General features: G+C 42.5%; 11 protein-coding genes and 2 pseudogenes. 12 read left to right on the top strand and 1 reads right to left on the bottom strand.

What is annotated here, in order from left to right; genetic code table 11:
• Window positions 1-16 precede the first annotated feature (16 nt).
• Window positions 17-718: pseudogene (locus ACOYVE_RS12185) on the top strand (methyl-accepting chemotaxis protein); the annotation flags it as partial.
• 318 nt (window positions 719-1036) lie between these two features.
• On the top strand, window positions 1037-3238 hold the full coding sequence (locus ACOYVE_RS12190) for an ATP-binding protein (RefSeq protein ID WP_422882210.1): 2202 nt from the start codon (window positions 1037-1039) through the stop codon (window positions 3236-3238).
• Between the two features lie 241 nt (window positions 3239-3479).
• On the opposite strand, the gene ACOYVE_RS12195 is transcribed toward ACOYVE_RS12190, so the two are convergent.
• A complete protein-coding gene (locus tag ACOYVE_RS12195) occupies window positions 3480-5702 on the bottom strand; it encodes an NADP-dependent isocitrate dehydrogenase (RefSeq protein WP_422882212.1) in 2223 nt (740 codons plus the stop codon).
• 432 nt (window positions 5703-6134) lie between these two features.
• On the opposite strand from ACOYVE_RS12195, the gene ACOYVE_RS12200 reads away from it, so the two are divergent.
• The 10 genes and pseudogenes from ACOYVE_RS12200 to ACOYVE_RS12245 form a co-directional block, all read left to right on the top strand.
• The gene (locus ACOYVE_RS12200; RefSeq protein ID WP_157867334.1) at window positions 6135-7253 is read left to right on the top strand and encodes a hypothetical protein; all 1119 of its coding nucleotides are present in this window, start codon (window positions 6135-6137) and stop codon (window positions 7251-7253) included.
• Window positions 7254-7485: 232 nt separating this feature from the next.
• Window positions 7486-9933 (top strand): PAS domain S-box protein, encoded by a 2448-nt coding sequence (locus ACOYVE_RS12205; RefSeq protein WP_014856083.1) that lies wholly within the window; start codon window positions 7486-7488, stop codon window positions 9931-9933.
• A gap of 27 nt (window positions 9934-9960) precedes the next feature.
• A complete protein-coding gene (locus ACOYVE_RS12210) occupies window positions 9961-10356 on the top strand; it encodes a response regulator (RefSeq protein WP_422882214.1) in 396 nt (131 codons plus the stop codon).
• A gap of 1472 nt (window positions 10357-11828) precedes the next feature.
• Complete coding sequence (locus ACOYVE_RS12215; protein WP_422882216.1) at window positions 11829-13853, top strand: type I restriction-modification system subunit M; 2025 nt, start codon at window positions 11829-11831, stop codon at window positions 13851-13853.
• Window positions 13854-14218: 365 nt separating this feature from the next.
• Window positions 14219-16066, top strand: coding sequence for an ATP-dependent nuclease (locus ACOYVE_RS12220; protein ID WP_422882218.1), 1848 nt, complete (start codon window positions 14219-14221; stop codon window positions 16064-16066).
• Window positions 16063-17553: a restriction endonuclease subunit S gene (locus ACOYVE_RS12225; protein ID WP_422882219.1), complete on the top strand. Its 1491-nt coding sequence runs from the start codon at window positions 16063-16065 to the stop codon at window positions 17551-17553. The genes ACOYVE_RS12220 and ACOYVE_RS12225 overlap by 4 nt, the downstream gene beginning before the upstream one ends.
• 113 nt (window positions 17554-17666) lie before the next feature.
• Entirely contained in the window at window positions 17667-19835 is a 2169-nt protein-coding gene (locus ACOYVE_RS12230) for a DEAD/DEAH box helicase (protein ID WP_422882221.1), read from the top strand.
• Window positions 19828-20508: a DUF2290 domain-containing protein gene (locus tag ACOYVE_RS12235; RefSeq protein WP_422882223.1), complete on the top strand. Its 681-nt coding sequence runs from the start codon at window positions 19828-19830 to the stop codon at window positions 20506-20508. The genes ACOYVE_RS12230 and ACOYVE_RS12235 overlap by 8 nt, the downstream gene beginning before the upstream one ends.
• 3 nt (window positions 20509-20511) lie before the next feature.
• Window positions 20512-23544, top strand: a complete 3033-nt coding sequence (locus tag ACOYVE_RS12240) for a type I restriction endonuclease subunit R (protein WP_422882225.1) — start codon at window positions 20512-20514, stop codon at window positions 23542-23544.
• Window positions 23545-23611: 67 nt separating this feature from the next.
• A pseudogene (locus tag ACOYVE_RS12245) lies at window positions 23612-23806 on the top strand (hypothetical protein); the annotation flags it as partial.
• Between the last annotated feature and the right edge of the window lie 153 nt (window positions 23807-23959).

Raw genomic sequence — 23959 nt, forward strand, 5'->3', positions numbered from 1 at the left:
CGCCGAAAACGCAAATCTTGCCGGCAATTATGCAAAAGACGGAGGACGATCCGTTGAAGATACCATTCGCGGTATGAACAAAATTGCCGAAGTTGTTACGCGAACGGCAGCGGTCGTTAAAGACTTAGGAAAAGGCAGCGAACAAATCGGCGAAATTGTGAGAGTTATTGAAGAAATTGCCGACCAAACGAATCTGCTCGCTCTCAATGCCGCTATCGAAGCGGCGCGCGCAGGCGAACAGGGACGAGGCTTTGCGGTCGTAGCCGACGAAGTGCGTAAACTTGCCGAACGCACTACCAAAGCTACAAAAGAAATTTCAGATATGATTAAGACCATTCAACAGAATACTAATCAGGCGGTAGTGTCGATGGAAGAAGGCACTCATGAAGTGGAAGAAGGCATACAACTTGCTAATACTGCAGGTAGCGCTCTTAAAAACATAATCGACTCGTCTTCAAAAGTAGCCGATGTTGTCAATCAGGTAGCCGCATCGACGGAAGAACAATCATCAGCCGCGGAACAAGTTAGCCGCAACATCGAGTCGGTTACCGCCGTTATTCATCAATCGGCTGCGGGACTGCAGCAGATTGCCCAGGCTACGGAAAATCTTAACCGACTTGCTGAAAATCTGCAAAATATCACCGAACAATTCATTATTGAAGAAAGTAATGCTGAGAGGAGCGTTTCCGCGCGTCAATATAAATACATAAGCAACTAATTTATTGACGGACGATTACGGTTGGCCGCTTCCGAACTTATGGGGGCGGCTTTTTTTATATCTTAAAAAATATTGCGAGCCGTTAAATGTTATTCGCGTTATTTCGATAATAATATTATTATGATTTATTAATAAATAATATATATTGAGTATCATTATATTAAACGATAACTATTATTAATATCATTTTGGAATCGTAAACAAAGGTCAGATACAATCATAACCCTGTATCGAGTCTCCGGTAAATAGAAGTAATAATTTAGAAAGTTGCCGTTAGAATGTCTCTGAATTTATTAACCGTACAATAGAGCAAAATAAATGTTAAAGTCGCTTTTATTAAACGCTTCGCTTCTGATTGCAATCGGGACGTTGTTTAACCTGCTCTATAATTTTCGAAGGAAAAGCAAGCTTTTATTTGACGTCCTTGTGGGGATTTTATTTGGCGTTTCGGCTATAGCGGGAATGAATTTGCCGTATCGATACGCGCCTGGCATCTTTTACGACGGACGGTCGATAATTTTAACTGTTGCCGGATTATTCGGAGGACCGGTCAGCGCCGCCATAGCGGTAGTCGTTGCTTCGATCTACAGAATCACGCTCGGCGGTCCCGGCGTTATAGCGGGCGTAGCTTCGATTATTGGTCCGGCTTTAACGGGCTTATTGATACGCCGGTACTACAATAACAATCCGTTAAATTACTCCGTTGGCGTATTGTTTGTTGCCGGACTTCTGGGAAGCATTGTTATGTTGGCTTCCCAAACGTTGATAATACCGATACCTAGCGGATGGAATATTGTAAAACAAATATGGCTGCCGGTAATGACTGTTTTCCCCGTCGCCACGGTTTTGCTCGGATTAATTTTGTTAAATGAAGAAAAAAGGATTCATTCCGAACAATTATTGTCGCGCGAACGGGAAAAATTAAAACTGATTACCGATAACGTGACGGATGTGGTATGGCTTACCGATTTGAATTTTAGACCTACTTTTATAAGTCCTTCCGTGTCAAATCTTCTGGGATATTCCGTTGAAGAGTATTTGAAATTGAAGGCAGAAGACTTATATCCTTCCGAAATATTAATGCGTATAATTAAATGGTTGAACGAAGAGTTTGCCGAGGATAAAAGGGCGGATGCCGATAAAAACAGAAACAGGATTTATGAAATTCAACAATACAGAAAAGACGGAAGCCTGGTAGAACTGAGCGTCAACGTGAGATTTTTAAGGAACGAATACGGAGAACCGGTAGGATTGATCGGCGTTTCGAGAGACGTTACCGAGAAAAAGAAAAACGAAAAAGTTAAAGAAATACTCTACGACGTTTCCAGAATTTCAGCCGCCGAAATCGGCCTGGTTGAATTTGCGTCGCATATTCACAAGCAAATTAAAAGTATATTAAGAGCTGAGAATTTTTATATCGCGCTCTACGATAAAGAAACCGATCTTTACAAGTTTATTTATCACAAAGATGAATATGACGATTACGATGTTAACAAACCAATCAGTCTAAAGGGAGGTCTTACCGATTATGTTCGGCAAAATGCAAAAGCTAGTTTGATTTCCCGTTCCGAAGACGAAAAACTGAGAGAAAAAGGCGTAATTAATCTTGTAGGTCGCGAAGCCGTTATCTGGATGGGCGCTCCTATAATAAACTCTTCCAGCGGTGAAGTTATAGGAGTAATTGCGCTGCAGGATTATGAATCCGAAAATGCATACACCGAAGACGATTTGCGCACTCTCGAAATTATTGCCTCTCAGCTCGGTTTGTTTATCGATCGCGTTAAAATTCTGGAAGAACTGAAAATTGCCAAAGAAAAAGCAGAGCTTTCCGACAGACTCAAAACCGAATTTATGGCGCAGATGTCGCACGAAATTAGAACTCCCATCAATATCATTACAGGGAGTATGCAATTGATAAGGGATGAACTTCCCGACAAAAAAAATCCGGAAATCGAAGAGCTTTTCGACAGTATTAATATCGCCGCAGCGCGCATAATCAGAACCATCGATATGATACTCAATTATTCCGAACTTCAAACCGATTCGTACGAAACAAATATTAAGATTCTCGATCTGGAAGAAATGCTGAAGAAAAAATTAGTCGGGGAATTCAAAATTTCGGCGCAAAGCAAAGGCATAAATCTTAAATACGAGTGCGATGCAAAGAATACGAAAATCAGGGGAGACGAATACAGCGTGCATCAGATATTTGCCAATCTGATTGACAATGCACTCAAATATACTCACGAAGGGGAAGTAAAAATCACTGTGACGGAGACCGGGAATAAAGTAAAAGTAGAAATTTCGGATACGGGCATCGGCATGAGCGAAGATTTTTTGAAAAAATTATTTACGCCTTTTACACAGGAAGAAAGCGGTTATACCAGATTGTACGACGGCAATGGACTGGGATTGGCATTAGTAAAAAAATATTGTCAATTGAACAAAGCTGTAATCGACGTAAAGAGTAGAAAAGGCGAAGGTTCGGTTTTCTCAGTCCTGTTCGATAAAATAGGGTAGTTTGCTTTTGACGACTCTGTCCTTTTATTACAAAGTATTGTCGAAAAAAAATAAACAACGTTTAAGTTTACTATTCTGAGTTGCTCAATGCTTTTCGACAAAATTAAATAAAAGCCCGGACATTCCGGGCGCTTATTATTTGAAGTATCCTTTTCGGTAATCGATGGCTTCTGCAGCGTTGATTCAAAAAAACGGACAAGGATAAATTTCCCTGTCCGTTTAATTAACATTAGAAAATGTTCTACAGCTCGTCTATAATCTTATTCAATACGGCGCATGGTCTCATCACAGCCGAGGCTTTGATATCGTCGGGCAGGTAATACCCTCCGATGTCGACCGGTTTGCCCTGAATCGATATCAAGTCGTTCATTATTTTATCTTCGTTCGAAGAGAGTTCTTTGAATATTTTTTCGAATCTCTTTTTCAATTCGGCGTCTGCATCTTGATTTGCAAGTTCTTCCGCCCAATAGAGAGCCAGATAGAACGAACTGCCGCGGTTGTCGATTTCGCCGGCTTTGCGCGACGGCAACTTTCCGTTTTCCAAATATTTACCGATTGCTTTGTCCAGAGTTTCAGCCAAGACTTTCGCCTTGCTATTTTTGGTCTTTTCGTAAACCATTTCGAATGACGGAACCAAAGCGCAATACTCGCCGAGCGAATCCCAGCGTAAGTGGTTTTCTTTAAGGAGCTGTTCTACGTGTTTGGGAGCCGAGCCGCCTGCGCCTGTTTCGAACAGTCCGCCGCCTTTCAATAACGGCACAATCGAAAGCATTCTGGCGCTCGTGCCCAGTTCGAGTATCGGGAATAAATCCGTCAAATAATCCCTCAGTACGTTTCCCGTTACCGAAATAGTGTCCAATCCTTTACGCGTACGCTCGCACGTATATTTCATCGCTTCGACTGGTTTCATTATTTTAATGTCGAGCCCCGAGGTGTCGTGTTCCTGCAAATATTTATTTACCTTCGCAATAATTTCTCTGTCGTGAGCTCTGTTTTCGTCCAGCCAGAAGACGGCGGGAGTTGAAGAAGCCCTGGCTCTGTTTACGGCAAGTTTAACCCAGTCTTTAACGGCTTCGTCTTTGGTCTGGCACATTCTGAATATATCGCCGGCTTCGACTTTTTGCTCGAGCAAAATAGCGCCTTCGTTATCGACCACTCTTACGATTCCATCCGACTTCAATTCGAAAGTCTTGTCGTGCGATCCGTATTCTTCGGCTTTCTTAGCCATCAATCCCACATTCGAAACCGCGCCCATTGAAGCCGGGTCGAACTGTCCGTTTGCTTTAACGTCGTCGATCATCGCCTGGTACATTGTAGAGTAACTGCGGTCGGGTATCATTGCAATAGTATCCTGGAGTTCGTCGTTTTTGTTCCACATTTTTCCGCCGTCGCGGATTACAACTGGCATCGAAGCGTCGATTATCACGTCGTTAGGAACGTGCAAATTTGTTTTACCGATGCGCGAGTCGACCATCGCCAGATCGGGTCTGGTTTCGTAAACTTTGTTGATGTCATTCTCGATTTCAATTCGTTTTTCGTCGGGGAGTTTTTTCAATTTTTCGAGAACGTCCAACAGACCGTTATTTACGTTTGCTCCGATTTCTTTCAAAGTGTCGGCGTGTTTTTCGAGAGCGTCTTTGAAATAGACAGAAACGGCGTGTCCGAACATAATCGGGTCGGACACTTTCATCATCGTGGCTTTAAGATGGAGCGATAAAAGAACTCCGTCTTTCTTAGCTGCTTCAATCTGTTCTTCATAAAATTTTCTCAATTCCCTCACGCTCATAACGGCGGTGTCGATTATCTCTCCTTCCAATAATTCCAGCTTTTCTTTTAATGTTGTTGTATTGCCGTTTTTATCTACGAACTCAATTTTTACGACGTCGTTCTTGTCGAGAGTAAGAGATTTTTCCGAGCCGTAAAAATCTTTTTGATTCATGTGAGCCACCCGGGTTTTGGAATCTTTAGACCACGGCTTCATCATTTTGTGGGGATGTTTTTGAGCGAACTTTTTGACCGATGCGGCTGCCCTGCGGTCGGAATTGCCTTCTCTCAAAACGGGATTAACCGCGGAACCCAAAATTTTGGAGTACCTCTCGCGGATTTTTTTATCTTCATCCGAGCCGGGTTCATCCGGAAAGTCGGGCACTGAGTAACCTTTTTCCTGAAGTTCTTTAATTGCGGCTTTCAATTGCGGTATTGTTGCGCTGATATTCGGCAGTTTGATGATGTTTGCGTTCGGATCCTGAGTCAGTTTGCCGAGTTCGGCAAGATGGTCGTCGATTCTTTGTGCCTCGCTCAAATACTCAGGAAAAGCAGCCAATATCCTGCCGGCAAGCGAAATATCTTTTACTTCGAATTCGATTCCGGTTCCTTTTGTATACGACTGTAAGATCGGCAGCAGCGAATAACTTGCCAGCGCCGGCGCCTCGTCGGTTTTTGTCCACATTATTTTAAAACTCATAGTTTTTATTCCTCTTATGTTTCCGATTAGATTGATTATTTATCGCTTTAAAATACAGATTTAAGCGTAATTAATGAATAAAATTGAATACCGGGGCGCGGAATATTTTTTTGGTGGGGAAATTGTAATTGTGATTCATGCTGTTAATATGTATACGAAGATTTAATTAGTATATAAATTAGAAAAATATTTCTCAATTCCGGGGATTGAATTAAAGTCTCAGGCGAGTTTTTTAAAAGTTGTACTTAACTTGTCTGAGATCATTATGAAACGTAATAAATTTTGTTGATAATATATCGATATTTAATTAGCTTAATATTTGGTTACAGAATCTCGAGGGTTTTTTATGCGATTATTGGCAATATTTATTTAATTTCCAATGCAGAAATATTTTTCCAAAAAGGTCTTATGGAGTTATAATTAATGAGGAATATGTTCAAATATCTAATGGGGTTGTTTATTATCATAGCTCTTACTGCTTGCGAAAGGAAAATAATTAATGAGCCGCCGGTAGTTGAAGTAGTAGATTTGCTGCCGCTTGAGGAGGGTCAGTTTACAATTAATCATTTTAGAGTAGGTCTTACTAATACCGGTCTACTGTCTATTTCTGGTCTTACTTACGAAGCAGGATTGTGGATCGGAATGGAGAAAAACGGCGAGATAAGAGGAAATCTGGTACATACGCAACCGCCGTATTCAAATTATATTGCGGAACAGGCGGGCAGGAAAATCGGAGTATACGCGCTCGAAGCGGGAACTCTTTACAATGCGGACGGTTGGCCTAGTGATCTGGAAGCTCCGAGGGATAGAATCGGACCGAAAATTTACGGAGATAAAATGTTGTGGACGGCTCTTCTGTCGGACACTACAATATCGGAACCGCTTGTTTACGCATATCCGATAAAAGATTTGCTCGTTACAGCCGCTGTCTATGCTTTTAATTCCGAAGATTTGAAAGATGTTTTTTTTATAAAATACTGCATCAAAAACTTAAGCTATGAAACATGGGAAAATCTGCGAGCCGGCTTTTTTACCGATACAGACATTGGATTTTCGTTAAACAACAAAACGGCGTATGACTCGATCAGACAAATTTCCTATACTTACGATACCCTAGACTTTAATGTGGCGGGTTATAAATTTTTGGAAACTCCAAAAAATAGCGGCGTCTACAGTCATAGGATAATGAGGAAGAACAATTATATCAATCCCGAGTTTGGCGAGTACAGCTTCAAAAGACCCGAACAAATAATGTATGTATTAAAAGGGCTCTCGAACGACGGTCAGCCGATGATAAATCCTGTTACGAATAAAGAAACGCTCTTTGCATTTACTGGCGATCCGATTACGCGCACAGGCTGGCTCGATTCGCCAGTAGACGTACGCAGCTTTTTATCGACCGGCGAATTTACTTTGAAACCCCGGGAGAAAGCCTGGATGACCGTAGTGTTTGTCTATCACAAAGGCAATAACCTTATGAACTCGATTAAAGAAATGAAACTGAAAATAGAAAGAATTAAAGCAAATAAAAGTCTCTGGGATTTTAAATAAACAAATATATTCTGACAGTTAAGTTTATCTGGTTTAGGTTAGGATTAAGATACGTAATTGTATATAAAATATTCTTCATAGGGTGTTAAGTTTTTAATTTTATTATCAAAGTTTAAATATCTTGATATATGCTAAAAATATTTGGCACAGATATATTAAAAGACGAATAGTTGACACAATAAGCGTTGTAACATATATTTACATTATTTCTCTAAACTTCGATGTATGAATCATGCCGTTTCAACTGGCAGAAAATATTGTACTGTTATTAGCGCTCTCAACTCTCTATAATTTTTTTTATAACATTCATACCAAAGATGATAGACTCTTCAAAGTAATTTTAGGAATAGCCAGTGGCTTAATGACTATTATAAGCATGTATTTTACAGATAATTATACAAATACAATGCTGCTTGACTCAAGTCCTGTAATAATATCGATGGCAAGTTTATTCGGAGGCAGTTTTAGCGCTTCTATTTCTGTGTTAACAGCTTGTGTATATAAAATATATTTTAGTAACGAGAGTGTCATTGCTGGTGTTATTACAATTATTGGTGCAGCGGCTGTGGGATTGGCATTTCGAGTTAAATTTCGCAACAAACCTGAAGATATTACAACATTATCTCTATACCTTCTTGGATTTACTGTTCAAATTATATCATTGTCCTCTTACCTGTTTTTTCTGTCTTTAACTAAAGGAATGCATTTATTTTCGGTTGTATGGTTGACAGCAATCTTAATTTATCCGTTCGTATCCATACTCGTTGGACTGCAACTTCGAAGCGTAGGGAGGCTGCACCGTATTAAAATTGAGCTAAAGGAAAAAGAAGAAGATTTAAGAATCACGTTTAATTCTATTGGAGATGCAGTAATAGTTACAGACACAAATGGCAACGTTGTGCGCTTAAATCCAGTTGCAGAACAACTGACAGGTTACAGCGTCGAAGAAGCCGTTAATAAACATATCGAAGAGATCTTCAAAATTTACAATTCATCGACTAATGAAAAAGCGGATAACCCCGTAGAAAAGGTTATTTCTACGGGCAAAGTTGTGGGGCTTGCAAATAGCGCCAAGCTTATTTCCAAGACAGGCCAAGAATATCAAATTACGGACTCCGTGGCTCCCATATTTGACGAAACCGGAAAATTCAAAGGGGTAGTATTAGTGATCAGAGACGTTACTGATGAATACAGTATGAAAGAAGCTCTGATTAAAAGCGAGGAAAAATTCAGAAGAGTTTTTGAAAACAGTATTGTTCCGGTAGTTGTTAGTCGACTAAAGGATGGTAAATATGTAGCTGTTAATAGAGCCTTCCTCAGAATGATGAATTTTACAGAAGAAGAGGTTATCGGAAAAACATCGCTCGAATTAAATACATGGGCGAATCTTGATGACAGAAAAACATTTGTAGATAGCCTTATAGAAAAAGAGAGTGTTGAAAATTTTAAAGCCAAGTTTAGAACAAAAAACGGGGATTTCAAAATTGTTTTGATATCTGCTAATACATTCTTGTTTAATGGGGAGCCCCATATAATTAGTGTTATGAATGACATTACGGATCTTAAAGAATCAGAGAGGCAGCTTGAAATTTATCGCAAAATTTTAGAGAAGTCATTAAACGAAGTATATATTATTGACGCCGGCGCATTAAATTTTATACATGCTAATGATTCAGCTCTAAGAAACTTAGGATACAGCCTGGAAGAACTTAGGGAAATGACGCCTATTGACATAAAACCAGAATTCACAAAAGAATCATTTGAAAAATTAATTACACCACTAAGAAAAGGCGATAAAAATGAAATAAAATTTGAAACTGTCCATAAACGGAAGGATGGAAGTATTTACAATGTTGAAGTTCATCTGCAGCTTATAAGTGTCGAGGAAACGTCTTATTTCACTGCAATAATTCTTGACATAACTGATAAAAAAAAGTATGAAGAAGATTTAGTCAAAGCCAAAGAAAAAGCTGAGGAAATAAATAGGTTAAAATCTATATTCTTTGCTAATATGAGTCATGAATTGAGAACTCCGTTCGTTGGTATTATTGGTTACTCAGAACTTCTGTTGGATATTATAACTGATCCTGATGCACGGCAAATGGTTGAAGGTATACTGGAGTCTTCCAAAAGAATGAAAGATACTTTAACAAAAATTTTACAATTAACACAGATGGAATTTGAAGGTTATAGTATAAAAATCAGACCATTTGATATTAGGTCTATGATAAACGAAATAATAGCGAATTATAGAAGGGAAGCGCAGAAGAAAAATATTGTTATTTCTAGTAATATTAGTGTAAAAAATAATTTGATAATGTCCGACGAGCATTTACTCTATGAAATAATTTCAAATATACTTGATAACGCCATCAAGTATACCAATGAAGGAAGTGTCGATATTATTATAAATGATTTTAATAGAGATAATAAAGTGTATTTAAAAATCCTTATAAAAGATTCAGGAATAGGGATCGCTAAGGAAAAAATAGATGTGATTTGGGATGAGTTCCGGCAGTTGAGCGAAGGATACGGAAGAGAATATGAAGGAGTCGGATTAGGACTGTCTATAGTAAAAAAATATGTAAAATTACTTAACGGTGAAATATTCGTTGAAAGCCGTTTAGGAGAAGGGAGTGTGTTTAGCGTAGAGGTGCCAATTGAATATGATAAAGGGTAATTAGGTTAAATAGATTTAGGAGAATGGATGAAAATACTGCATGTAGAAGACAATAGGCAAACACTGGATATCGTTAAAAGAATATTATCGAGATTTTATACAGTTGATAATGCTGAAAATGCTGAAACTGCAATATCAAAGGTGAATGAAACTGAATACGATCTGTTAATCGTTGACATTCATTTAGGCAAGGGAATGAATGGTATAGAGTTAATACAAGAAATTAAAAAATTAAAAGGTTATGAACATGTGCCTTGTTTAGCTTTAACTGCTTATGCTTCAGAACGGGATCGGGAATACTTACTAAGTGAAGGATTTACGTATTTTCTGGCAAAACCATTTTCGATGAATGAGCTTGTCGATAAAATAAAAGAGATCGAAAAATGCAGTAAAAATGTTATAGAAAATAATAGACAGTATTAAAATTATATGGTTTATACTTTCTCTATGGAAAGAATAGTTGCTTGTATTTTATGAAAAGAGTACATCGGTAAATATGCCATGGTAATTTAAATCAATTTAAACAAAAAAATAATGATATTAGAGGGTTTTCGGATTTGGTCCCGCCTATGGCGGGATAAACTCCGGGACTTATGAAGAGTATTAATCGGTAAGCATATACTGATAAATTAGTCGATTTAAAATAAAAAAACCCGGTAATTAAACCGGGCTACCAGAGCTGGCGAAGGGACTTGAACCCCCGACCTGCTGATTACAAGTCAGTGAAAACCTGTCGATTTCTTACGCGTAAAATTCCTCTAACCGCTTTTGTTGCAATGAGTTACAAAGACGGCAAGGCTTGTTGCGTTATAGGACTGAAGTACATTTGAAGTAATCTTCTGATCTGGGTGTTGTTATTAATCTTATTAATATGCTATTGTACTAAGTAAATAAATTGTGTGGATAATTTGTTCTAACTGAATGATTTAGCAGCAGGTTTAAATCATTGTTCTTAACCAATATACAGGCAATAAAGGGAGAACTCTACGCCGCGCTTGAAGTCTTGCTGGGCGATGGCATGGTGATTGGCAGTGAAGGTTCCGGGATACTAGGTTCGCCTATGGCGTATGATTTTACATGGTGGGTCAGAGTCGCGCTTGAGCTAAAACCGTCGTGAACCGGATGCTGAAAGAACTTTGTACCAATCCGGACCCGGAGAAAGAGAGGCAAGCTCTGAAGACCTGCCTGTAGCTGATAGAGACGGAAACGCCAACCTTTAGAGCGGTGAATGGAACGCAGGAAGCCTTGTACTGTGAACTCCGCGACTATTAACAAACTGACCGGATGCAAGATGCAAACGTCTGCGGTAGAAAAGAAATGATTTGCCGCTCCGGGCCTAGCCTTTGAGGAATAATTCTGAGGACATGCAGACCCGGCTACATACAATACGAAACATATTAATACACTGCGGAGACGCCGTATATTCCAAAGGCGCTTTAGTGTGTGTGCAGAATAATCAGTGCGGAAAAAAGCAGTTACGTTCAAATTACAAATTTACCGCAGATTGCCTAAGCGGTAAGACGATGGTCAATTGAACCTGCAAGATATACTGCTATAGAGTGGGTCTGCGTAGATACCGGTTCTGATTCGAACAATGACTTCGGATGTAGAATGACTCGCAGAGGGGCTAGTCCATAAAAGGAAGAATTTTACAAAAGAGTTATTTAACTTAGTGTATGCTTTTTAGTGGGAACATGTCGCTATTGTTGATTAGGATTCTTTTTTAATAATGGGGTTTTTATGACCCGGGGTAAAAGCAAGCAGAAAAAGATACGGATGCCGTACGGGAAATTATGGGATTTGAAAGATGATGATTATAATGGAATAAGATTATATTTAACTAAATAATTAAAGAAATTTAATATATTTCAAATGTGTTTTTATGAGAGGCTAACATGGACTCAACGCAACTCAATTGGATAGTAAATTTCATCTGGGGTATTGCCGACGATGTGCTTAGGGACTTGTATGTGCGGGGTAAATACCGCGATGTTATCCTGCCAATGACAGTTATTCGGCGGCTGGATGCGGTTCTTGAACCTACCAAGCAATCTGTGCTTGATATGAAAGACAAGCTGGATAAGGCGGGAATTACCAATCAGGAAGCGGCATTGCGTAAAGCCGCAGGTCAGGCGTTTTACAATACTTCAAAATTTACGCTGAGAGACCTTAAAGCCCGCGCAAACCGTCAACAATTGGAAGCCGATTTTCGCGCCTACCTCGATGGATTTTCCGCTAATGTGCAGGATATCATCAATAATTTTGAGTTTCGTAATCAGATTCCGCGGTTATCAAAAGCTGACGCTCTGGGCACGCTCATTGAGAAATTTCTTGACCCGGCTATAAATTTGAGTCCACAACCGGTTTTAGATAGTAATGGTGATGTTATTAAGCCGGGCCTTGACAACCATGCTATGGGAACTATCTTTGAAGAACTTATACGCAGGTTCAACGAAGAAAACAATGAAGAAGCAGGCGAACACTGGACGCCTCGTGACGCCGTTAAACTGATGGCGCGGTTGATATTTGAACCAATTGCCGACCGTATACAGGATGGAACATACCTCCTCTATGACGGAGCCTGCGGAACCGGCGGTATGCTAACCGTCGCCGAAGAAACATTACTTCAGTTGGCAAATCAAAAGGGTAAAGAAGTCTCCGTGCACCTCTTTGGGCAGGAGATCAATGCCGAGACCTATGCCATCTGCAAAGCCGATCTGCTTCTTAAAGGCGAGGGGTCGGCGGCTGATAACATTGTAGGCGGTCCTGAGCATTCAACGCTTTCAAACGACGCTTTTCCAGATAAAGAATTCGACTTCATGCTATCCAATCCGCCCTATGGAAAAAGCTGGAAGAGCGACCTCGAACGCATGGGAGGTAAATCCGGCATAAAAGACCCCCGCTTTATTGTACAACACAGAGGCGAGGAACTCTCGCTGCTTACCCGTTCCAGCGATGGGCAATTGCTTTTCCTTGCCAATAAAGTAGCAAAGATGAAGCACAGTTCGTCTCTGGGCAGCCGCATTGCCGAGGTGCACAATGGTTCTTCGCTCTTTACCGGCGACGCAGGCCAGGGCGAAAGCAATATCCGGCGTTATATCATCGAAAACGACTGGCTCGAGGCAATCGTAGCCTTGCCTCTTAATATGTTTTACAACACAGGCATCGCAACCTATATTTGGGTTCTTTCCAACCGTAAACCGGAACATCGCCAGGGGTTGGTGCAGCTTATCGATGCCACGCAGTGGTATACGCCTCTTCGTAAAAACTTAGGCAAGAAAAACTGCGAACTCTCCGAAGACAACATTCGCCGGATTATGGAAGCCTTCCATGCCTTTGAAGAGACAGAGCAAAGCAAGATTTTTCCCAACGCTGCATTCGGATACTGGAAGGCGACTGTAGAACGCCCCTTAAGACTCAAAGGGATAAATGAAAAACGCGTTTATAGCGCAAAAGAAATAAAGAAATTAAAGGAAACGGCAGAGCGCGCAGAAGACGCTCCCGCTGTGATAAAAAAGATTCACAAACCAGGAACCAAGCCCGATCCTTTGCGCGGGTTGTTTGAGGCGGTTATAGACGGCAAGCCGCATGTGGTGGAATACGAGTCGGACACAGAATTACGAGATACAGAGCAGATTTCATTTCTCGAATGTCCTGCTTGCAACGAACCCGGCTATCTGCCCACCGATACAGATACACAAGCAGCTATTGAAAGCTTCCTTCGCCGCGAAGTGATTCCCTATGCCCCGGACGCCTGGTACGACCCGGCAAGCGTCAAGATTGGATATGAAATCAGTTTTAACAGATATTTCTACAAACCAAAAGCCCTTCGCACTCTTGAGGAAATCCGCAGCCATTTGATTGCAGTGGAGAAGGAATCGGAAGGGTTGTTGGAGGAGATTCTGGGAGGGAAATTATGAAACAGCAGCACAACCGCCGAATCATTCGCCTGAAACGGTACGATTATGCCTTTAAGAAGAAATGTTATTCATTTCAAAGCTTTTTCCCATGGGAAACATTATGTTAAATGGAAACTATAATATAGAGATAAAAACAGTCTATATTAAACGCAGACTATAATATGGAGCGTAATGTTGGTTATGTTAAACGCAGACTGTAATAAAACGAAATCAGATAGAGTAGGTCGTTATGTGCAACAGCCGGCGGGGTATAGGGCGTTTATATTTGCCCCATTGCCTCCGGATCCTCCGAATCGGCTGCAGGATCTGATGGTAGAGGAGAAGGAAGTGGAAGAGGTCTTAGAGGGAGATAATGGGAGGAACATATGAGAATTGAACGATTAAAAATCCATAACTATCGTAGTATTCGTGATTTAGAAATGGAATGTTTTCCCTTTGTAACATTGCTTGGGCCTAACAATCACGGAAAATCTAATTTGCTTTCCTCTCTTGAATTTTTCTTTTCAACATCTGCGAAACCAGTAGATCAGGACTTTTTCTTATATCGCGAAAAAGGGGATAATGACTTTTGGGTTGAGATAACTTTTCACGAGCTTACAGAACAAGAGAAGAACACTTTCAAGAAATATGTTCAATCCGACGGAACCATTTGCGTTCGTAAAACAGCCCGTATACAAAATGGTATAATTGAATCCTTCTATAATGGTTATGTAGAACAGCCTGACGTAGAATGGCTTAATTCCGACAATGCGGGGGATTACACGTCACGGGAAGTTGTTAATCAGACACCGCTAAAAGATTTAATCCCACCAAGCGGTCGAGTAACTAAGGCAAACATCGAAGAGGCTCAACAACAATATATAGAACAACATCGAGAGGAACTCAAGTTTACACGGGATCTCGAAAAAGGACCCTTGCTAGGCCAGAAGAATGTCGGTGGCGGTGTGTTACCCGATTTTTATTTAATCCCAGCAGTCCGGGATTTAACAGACGAGATCAAAGTGAAGACTACAACTACCTTTGGACGCTTATTGAATCGTGCGGTGCGTGAAATGGCAGAAAGGGACCCACGTTTTATGCAAGCACGCAAGCACTTGGAAGAAGTGGTTCAGTCTTTGAACGTCCGTGACAGTAAAGAACAAAATAATAATCAATTGGCGGTTCTTGAAAAGTCCATTGAAGAGGAACTTCGGACGTGGGGTGTCAAAGTGAATATAGAAGTAACACCGCCAGAACTCGAACGACTCTTCGAACTCGGCACTGATGTTCACCTGAACGATGGAGTCAAGACCACTGCTGACCGAAAAGGTCATGGGTTGCAACGTGCAATGATGTTTGCTCTTCTTCGAGCTTGGGCGAAGACCCTGCGAGAAGAAAGAAGCTCTCAAAATCAGGAAGAACCAGCCCCGCGCAAGCAATCGGACTCGGTTATTTTTGCCTTGGAAGAACCTGAGCTTTTTCTGCATCCTCATGCTCAACGTAAATTAGCCACGACGCTTCGTGAAATAGCTGCAACCTCAGAGCATCAAGTATTCATCTGTACGCACTCAACCCATTTTGTCGATCTTGAACACTACAAAGAGGTTGCAATTATCACCAAGGATTCTCCGGAAAAAGGAAGCTGCGTCCGCCAATGTGTCAAGGAACTGTTTGAGGGTAATGATACCGACGAAAGGAAAAAGCGGTTCCATATGGCTCAATGGATAAATCCAGAACGTGGCGAAATGTTTTTTGCCAAACGGGTTGTATTTGTAGAAGGTGAGACTGAAAAAGTTTTGTTGCCTTATTTGGCTAAAAAATTGGGTGTCTTTGATCCAGATATTTCTATCATTGACTGCGGTTCCAAACACAACCTCCCCTTGTATATTGCCATAGCCAAAGCATTCCAAATACCTTATGTTGTGATCCATGACGAAGACCCCTTGCCCGATCCGATACCCGATGATTGGAACGAGGATAAGAAAAAGGCAAGTGAGAGGACATTCGAACTGAATGATAAGATTAAAAGTCTTGTTGAATCACCTTTAGGCCTGGTGGAAATGCTCTCGCCAGATTTCGAGAATGTAAGCGGAGTTTCCAAAAGCCAGGGTGAAAAGAAGGGAAAGGCCCTTGCCACGCTAGACCATTTTGAAGCAATGAAAACATTAACTATCACCGAAAGGTTGAAACAAGTGGTATGCGCAGCCTTCAACTGTCAAGGAGAACAATCATGATTCACAATATACCCCCCTACCCCTCCTACAAAGAAACCTCCATCCCATGGCTCGGCAAGGTGCCGGAGCACTGGGAGGTGTTGCCGGGTCGTTCGGTCTTTCGTGAAATCAATGTGCGTGGTTACCCTAACGAACAAATGTTATCTGTGGCCATTAAAAGTGGTGTACTACGCCAGGTAGAATTGCTAGAGGACAGTTCCAAGAAAGATTCTTCGAATGACGATAAATCCAAATATAAACTTGTGCAACCAGGTGACCTGGTATACAACAAGATGAGAGCTTGGCAAGGGGCAATGGGAGTATCGGCTTACAGGGGAATTGTGAGCCCTGCTTACATAGTTCAAAGACTAAGAAATGCAGAAAACTTGCCTCGCTATATTCACTTTCTTCTTCGTACACCGCTTTTTGCCTCGGAGGCCGAGCGATGGTCGTATGGTATTACTTCGGATCAGTGGAGTCTGCGGGCAGAGGAATTCAAGTGTATCTACTTCCCGCTTCCCCCACTCCCCGAGCAAAACGCCATTGTTCGTTTTCTGGACTACATGGATAGTCGGATACGCAAGGCAATACGCTTGCGAAAAAAGCGCATCAAACTGCTGGAGGAATACAAGCAATCCCTGATCAGCGAAGTGGTAACCGGCAAGCGGGATGTGCGGCGCACAAATAATCCCAAAAAACCCTACGAACTCCACACCCGACCACCGGAAAAGATGAAAGACTCCAGGGTGGAATGGCTCGGCAAAGTGCCGGAGCATTGGGAGGTGAGGAGGCTGCGTAGCATAACGGAGATGCGAGTTAGTAATGTGGATAAGCATACTACTGAAGATGAACAGCCAGTCCGTTTATGCAATTATGTAGACGTATATAAAAATGAACATATCAGTTCATCAATAAATTTTATGAAAGCAACAGCAACCAAAGACGAAATCAAGCGTTTCCAATTAAAATGCGGTGACGTTTTGATTACTAAAGATTCTGAAGAATGGGATGACATCGGTGTTCCAGCAATTGTCGATAATATTGATGAAGATGTATTATGTGGATATCATCTGGCCTTACTAAGACCTTTCTCCGATATAGTTACAAGTGCTTATCTTTTACGAGCATTACAAAGTACTTCAGTTACTTATCAGTTTCATATTTCTGCAAATGGGGTTACAAGGTATGGACTGTCACACGGGTCAATTAAGGCTGTATGGCTTCCCCTTCCCCCACACCACGAGCAAACGACCATTGTGGAATATCTCGACTACCAGATTGCAAAAATCGACTCTTCCATTGCATCAGACAAAAAAATCATTGAACTGCTGGAAGAATACCGCACCCGCCTGATAGCCGATGTGGTGACCGGCAAGGCGGATGTGCGCCAGATAGCGGCAACACTTCCCGAGATACAAGAAGAGGGAACAGAAGAACCGGACATCGAGGAAGAAGAGGAAACAATAGGGGAAGGAGAAAATGTTGAATTTGAAAATGAGGGAGAATAAGAATGGATAAGAATTGTCTATATTTAAAATATTACTTTGTCGAATCTCATTATAGTGAGAAAGGTTTGTTGTTGAATATGCTCTACCAAACTAATTCTCAATAAGGAGCGAAAATGAATAATATTAATTTTGTACACGGTATCAATGGCAAGCCCGTCGCCTCTCAGGCACTCAAAGAAACCTTGGATACCATTGACCGGCTGTCGGGAAAGTGCTTTTTCGGATACCCATTAATCCCAACGCCGGAAGGCAAATATTTCATCGATGCGACACTTGTGAGCTACGAAAAGGGTGTTGTCCTTTTCGATCTGGTCGAAAGTACGGATGTGGGCGACTACGCGGCGCGGCAGGATGATCTCGCTAACAAGATTGAAGCCAAGCTGAAGCTGCATAAGGAGCTGGTCAAAGGGCGACGTCTGCTCCCGCCGTTAAACGTCATTACCTTTGCACCTGCTCTCCGCGACGTCGAAAAGTTGGCTAGAGATGGCTACCCGCTCGCTAACGAAAGCAAACTCGGAGAGATCATGTCGGGTCTTTCCTGGCAGGATGTCAGTGAAGATCTCTATCGAATGACTCTTTCGGCCATTGAGAGTTTGTCATCAATCCGCAAAAGTCGGTCCAAGCGCGAAGTGAAAAAAACTGATTCACGAGGTGCAAAACTCAAAGCATTGGAGGACTCTATCGCAACGCTGGATCATCGGCAGAACCGAGCCGTCATTGAAACAGTCGAAGGCGTACAGCGCATTCGTGGACTTGCCGGTTCCGGAAAGACCATAGTACTGGCTCTTAAGGCTGCATATCTCCATACCCAGTATCCGGACTGGCGGATTGCAGTTACCTTCCACACTCGGTCGCTGAAAGGACAATTCAAGCGGCTCATTAACAATTTCTGTATCGAGCAAAGTGGCGAGGAGCCAGATTGGACAAAGATACGTATAGTCAACGCTTGGGGCGCGCCCGGTGGTGATGAGCGTGACGGAATTTATTACGAGTTCTGCCGCTACACTGGGCAGGAGTTCCATGATTTCACATCCGCCAGCTATCGATTCGGTGGTGGCGATGGGGCGTTCGATGGTGCTTGTCAGGTAGCCTTGAGTGCGGTTGCTAATCCCCCAGAGCTTTACGATGCGATCCTAGTTGACGAAGCACAGGACTTTACCTCGAGTTTTCTGCGCTTGTGTTATGCAATGCTTAAACCGCCGAAGCGGCTGGTTTATGCCTACGATGAACTCCAGAATTTATCGGGCACCTCATTGCCGCCCCCCGAAGAAATCTTTGGCACCAATGATCAAGGGCAGCCATTAGTATCCCTTGCAGATGATATACGTCGGGACGTAATCTTACAGAAATGCTACCGCAACTCACGGCCAGTATTAGTGACGGCTCATACCCTCGGCTTTGGTATCTATCGGAAGAAGTCAAAGGGCACCGAGACGGGGTTGGTGCAGATGTTCGATCAACCTGCTTTGTGGGAAGAAATCGGATACAGAGTGAGAGAAGGACGTTTGGCTAAGGGAGAGCGCGTCGTTCTTGAACGAAACGACGAGACCAGCCCTAGGTTTTTAGAGGACCATTCCCCTATTGACGATCTGGTCGTTTTTCGGCAGTTCGATAACGAAGTTGAACAGAACGCATGGTTGGTCGAGCAGATCAAGAAAAACATTGAAGAAGACGAACTCCGGCATGATGACATTATTGTTATCCACCCTGACCCTTTCACTGCCCGAGAGCGATTGGGGCCGATCCGTAAGGCATTGTTAGAGATGGGTATTCAGAACCATCTTGCGGGCGTCGACACAGATCCCGACGTGTTCTTTAAGACCGAGACGCCTTCCGTGACCTTCACTAGTATTTACCGAGCTAAAGGCAACGAGGCGGGCATGGTTTATGTGGTCAATGCGCAAGACTGCAATGGTACTGGGGTAGGGTTGGCCAGTTTGCGCAATCGCCTATTCACAGCAATCACCCGAAGCAAGGCTTGGGTACGGGTGATTGGCTATGGGCAGGGGATGACTAATCTTATTGACGAGTTCAAATGCTTGAAACAACGAAAATTTATACTCGACTTCACGTATCCGACCGATGAGGTTCTTAAAAAACTGAGGATTGTGCACCGCGACCTATCGCCGCATGAAAAGCAGCGCTTAGAGCAAAGGCAGACTGGCGCTCGCGATTTAGTAAATGCTCTGGAGCGAGGCGAAATAACACCGGATGACTTGGATGCTGAAACAAGGCAAAAACTGATTGAGTTACTCAGGGGGACAAAGGATGAAGATGCCTAAGATAGTGCAGAACATTAAGATTGATATAGAAGGGCTACTCAAGTCATTAATTGAGTGCGGGATCGCTGATGATCAGAACTTTCCTATGCCGCGCTCTGCATCGAACAATGTATGGGAAGTTACTTTCGCCTGTGCCGAGCATGTGTCGTTTGCGATGGGTGGTATCGATTACGCAGCAATCTATAAAGAACTTTCGGAGAAACGCTCTTATACTGCAAAACTGCTCGACGGGGGACTGTTGCAACTGATGTACCGCTTTGAAGACGAGCACCTCGTCCGGCATCGCTTGGCATACTACCCTTCACCTGAACTTCGGCCTTTTCAAGAAGACCCCGAATTGTACATGCAAGATGAATTGTACCTCGACATAGTGTCGAGACGCATCGTTCCTTTCCCGCTGCGATTCGATTTCGATAAAACGGCTGCTCGGGATGTCGTTCATCCCATGTGTCATCTTACTTTGGGAGATGTCAAAGGCTGTCGCATTCCCGTTTCGGCACCACTGACCCCACGTTGGTTTATCGACTTTGTTCTGCGGAATTTCTATCTAACTGATAAATACGATTTTATCAGTAAATTACCAACTCATAAACTGAACTTTGATTTGACCATCACGGCGAATGAAAGGCATTTGATTCATATTGTTATTCCAGGCCCTTTACGAAGAGGATGAAGAATGAAACCAACAGACATATCCGAACGCGGACTAGAAACACTCATCTGTCGAGCGCTAACCGGCACAGACTGTCTGCCTGCTAAGACAGATGTGACTCCCGCCGTATCAGAGGATAAAACCCCTTACAGCGGTGCAGGTTGGCTGCCCGGCAGTCCAGCGGACTATAACCGCGAATACTGTGTGGACCTGGTTCAGCTCTCCCTGTTTCTCAAATCTACTCAACCTGAAATTGCCGAAGCTCTGGACATTGATAATGATAGCCCAACACGACGCAGTTTCCTTGCCCGTTTGCAGGGAGAAATATCCAGACGAGGGGTTGTCAATGTGCTACGAAATAGCATTGATCATGGTCCGCATCATATCGAATTGTTTTACGGAACTCCCTCCGAAGGCAACCAACAGGCAAAAACGCTGTATGAACAAAACCGGTTTACTGTTACACGGCAACTGCGGTACAGTCGTGAAGAAACACAGCGGGCGCTGGACCTTGCATTGTTTATAAACGGATTGCCGGTTTTTACGTTTGAGCTTAAAAATTCTCTTACCAAACAGACCGTACACGATGCCATAGAGCAGTACAAACGCGACCGCAATCCACGTGAAAAGCTGTTTGAACTGGGCCGGTGTATTGCCCATTTTGCCGTGGATGATAGCGAGGTATGGTTTTGTACGCATCTGCAGGGCAAGGCTTCCTGGTTTCTGCCTTTTAACAAAGGCAACAACGATGGAGCAGGCAATCCGCCTAATCCCAATGGCATCAAAACCGACTACCTGTGGCGGGAGATACTCACTCGTGAGAGTCTGGTTGATATCATAGAACACTACACCCATCTGGTGGAATTCAAAGAGGAAAAAACAAACAAAAAAAAACGGGTTCAAATCTGGCCCCGTTTTCATCAACTCGATGTGGTGCGCAAGCTTTTAGAGGATGTTCGCAAAAACGGTGTGGGACAGCGATACTTAATCCAGCATTCTGCCGGTAGCGGCAAGTCCAATTCCATAGCCTGGCTTGCCCATCAGCTTATCGGCGTGCAAAGTCACGGAAAACCTGTATTTGATTCGATTATTGTGGTGACCGACAGGCGTATTCTCGACAGGCAGATTCGCGCCACAGTGAAGCAGTTTACGCAAGTGAGCGCTACTGTGGGACATGCCGAGCGCTCGGGAGATTTGCGGGCTTTCATAGAAAGCGGCAAAAAAATCATTATCACCACGCTTCAAAAATTCCCTTTTATTCTGGATGAGATAGGCATTGAGCATCGCAACAGGAATTTTGCCATTATCATTGACGAAGCCCATTCGAGTCAGGGTGGCCGTACTCAAGCCAAAATGCATCAGGCATTGTCAACAGCTATTCTTAGCGAAGACGATGACGAAACCTTTGAAGATGAAATCAACCGCTTGATGGAAGCAAAAAAACTCCTGTCTAATGCCAGTTATTTTGCATTTACCGCCACTCCAAAAAACAAAACCCTTGAGATTTTTGGCATCCCTGTGCCTCAGCCAGATGGTAAAGTAAAACACACCCCTTTTCACAGCTATACTATGAAGCAGGCTATCCAGGAGAAATTTATCCTCGATGTGCTGGCTAACTACACGCCGATTAAAAGTTACTATCGTCTGGTAAAAACCATCAAGGATGATCCGGAGTATGATAAGAAGAAGTCTCAGAAGAAACTCCGTCGTTTTGTTGAGAACCACGAGCATGCCATACGCCTTAAAGCAGAAATCATGGTGGATCATTTTCATGAACAGGTACTTGCCAGAGGGAAAATAGGCGGAAAGGCAAGGGCAATGGTGGTTACAGGAAGTATCGCCCGTGCTATTGAATATTTTCATGCTATACAGCAATACCTGCAAGAGCGCAAAAGCCCCTACAAAGCTATTGTGGCATTCTCAGGAGAACACGATTATGGGGGCAAAAAAGTAACCGAGGCTACATTAAACGGTTTTCCTTCCAACATGATTGCCGAAAAGATCAAGGAAGACCCGTACAGGATTTTAATCTGTGCCGACAAATTCCAGACCGGTTACGATGAACCTCTCATGCATACCATGTATGTTGATAAAATTCTCTCAGGCGTTAAAGCCGTCCAAACGCTTTCACGTCTTAATCGTTCTCACCCGCAGAAGTACGATACATTCGTTCTGGATTTTGCCAATGACCCAGATAACATTCGTAAGGCCTTTGAACCATACTATAGAACAACGATTCTTTCAGAGGAAACTAATCCCAACAAGCTTCACGATCTCAAGGCAGTTCTGGATGGTTACCAGACGTATTCTCAGGATAATGTGGAAGAAGTAGTGCGGCTCTATTTGGAGGGCGCCGAGAGAAATCGTCTTGATACCATCCTGGACAGGTGTGTAGCAGAGTATTTGAATCTGGATGAGGATGATCAGGTGGATTTTAAAAGCAAAGCCAGGACATTTATCCGCACCTATAATTTTTTATCTACAATCTTGCCATACACAAATGCTTCGTGGGAGAAGCTTTCTATTTTTTTGCAGCTTCTGGTTCCAAAACTTCCCATGCCTAAAGAGGAAGATCTTTCAAGAGGCATACTGGATGCTATCGACATGGATAGTTACCGCATTCAAAAACAGCAAAATATTAGAATTTCCCTCAATGACAAAGATGGTGAAATTGATCCTATTCCAACCGCCGGCATCGGGCGTAAAAGTGAGCCGGAACTCGACCTTCTGTCAAATATCATAAACTCTTTTAATGAACTTTTTGGTAATATTAAGTGGACAGATGAAGACCGCGTACAAAAGCTTATTACCGAAGAAATACCTTCGCGGGTTGCTGCTGATACTGCCTATCAGAATGCAATGAAAAATTCAGACCGCCAAAACGCTCGCATCGAACATGATAAAGCGCTTGAGAGGGTGATGACCGCCATTCTGCAGGACGATACGGAGCTTTTTAAGCAATTCAGTGATAATGATTCTTTCCGCAATTGGCTTAAGGAGAAAATATTTTTATTAACATATCAAAATCAACAACAAGCTTCTTCTTCACAACAATAAATAGCCTGTATGCCCATTTAGAACCATTTAAAGCCTGCGCCGGCCAAATTCGGAACTTATTTATAGCGGAACTATTGAAAGGACGGTTAATTTAGCCGATAAAGTAACTATGCTTTCGGAAAATGGGGCTAAAACAGTGTTAGTTCCTCTTGATAACTCCTCCGAGATAAGTACAATCCCGGCCAGTATCTTAGGAAAAACAGACATTCCTTTCTATGGTAATAGTCAAATGTTATTGCAGAAAGCGGTTTTTAACGAATAAAGATTGTTCATTCCCTAGCGTTGATCAAATTCAGAGTTCTTGCCAATAAAAAGCCCCGGCGAGGGCAAACCGGGGCGAAAAAATAAATATAGATGTAAATAGGCGTTTAGCGCCGGCAGAAGGTGGGAGCCGACGCATTTACAACCTAACGAA

Origin of the sequence: Melioribacter sp., from assembly GCF_049325435.1 — a bacterium.
Classification (GTDB): domain Bacteria; phylum Bacteroidota; class Ignavibacteria; order Ignavibacteriales; family Melioribacteraceae; genus Melioribacter; species Melioribacter roseus.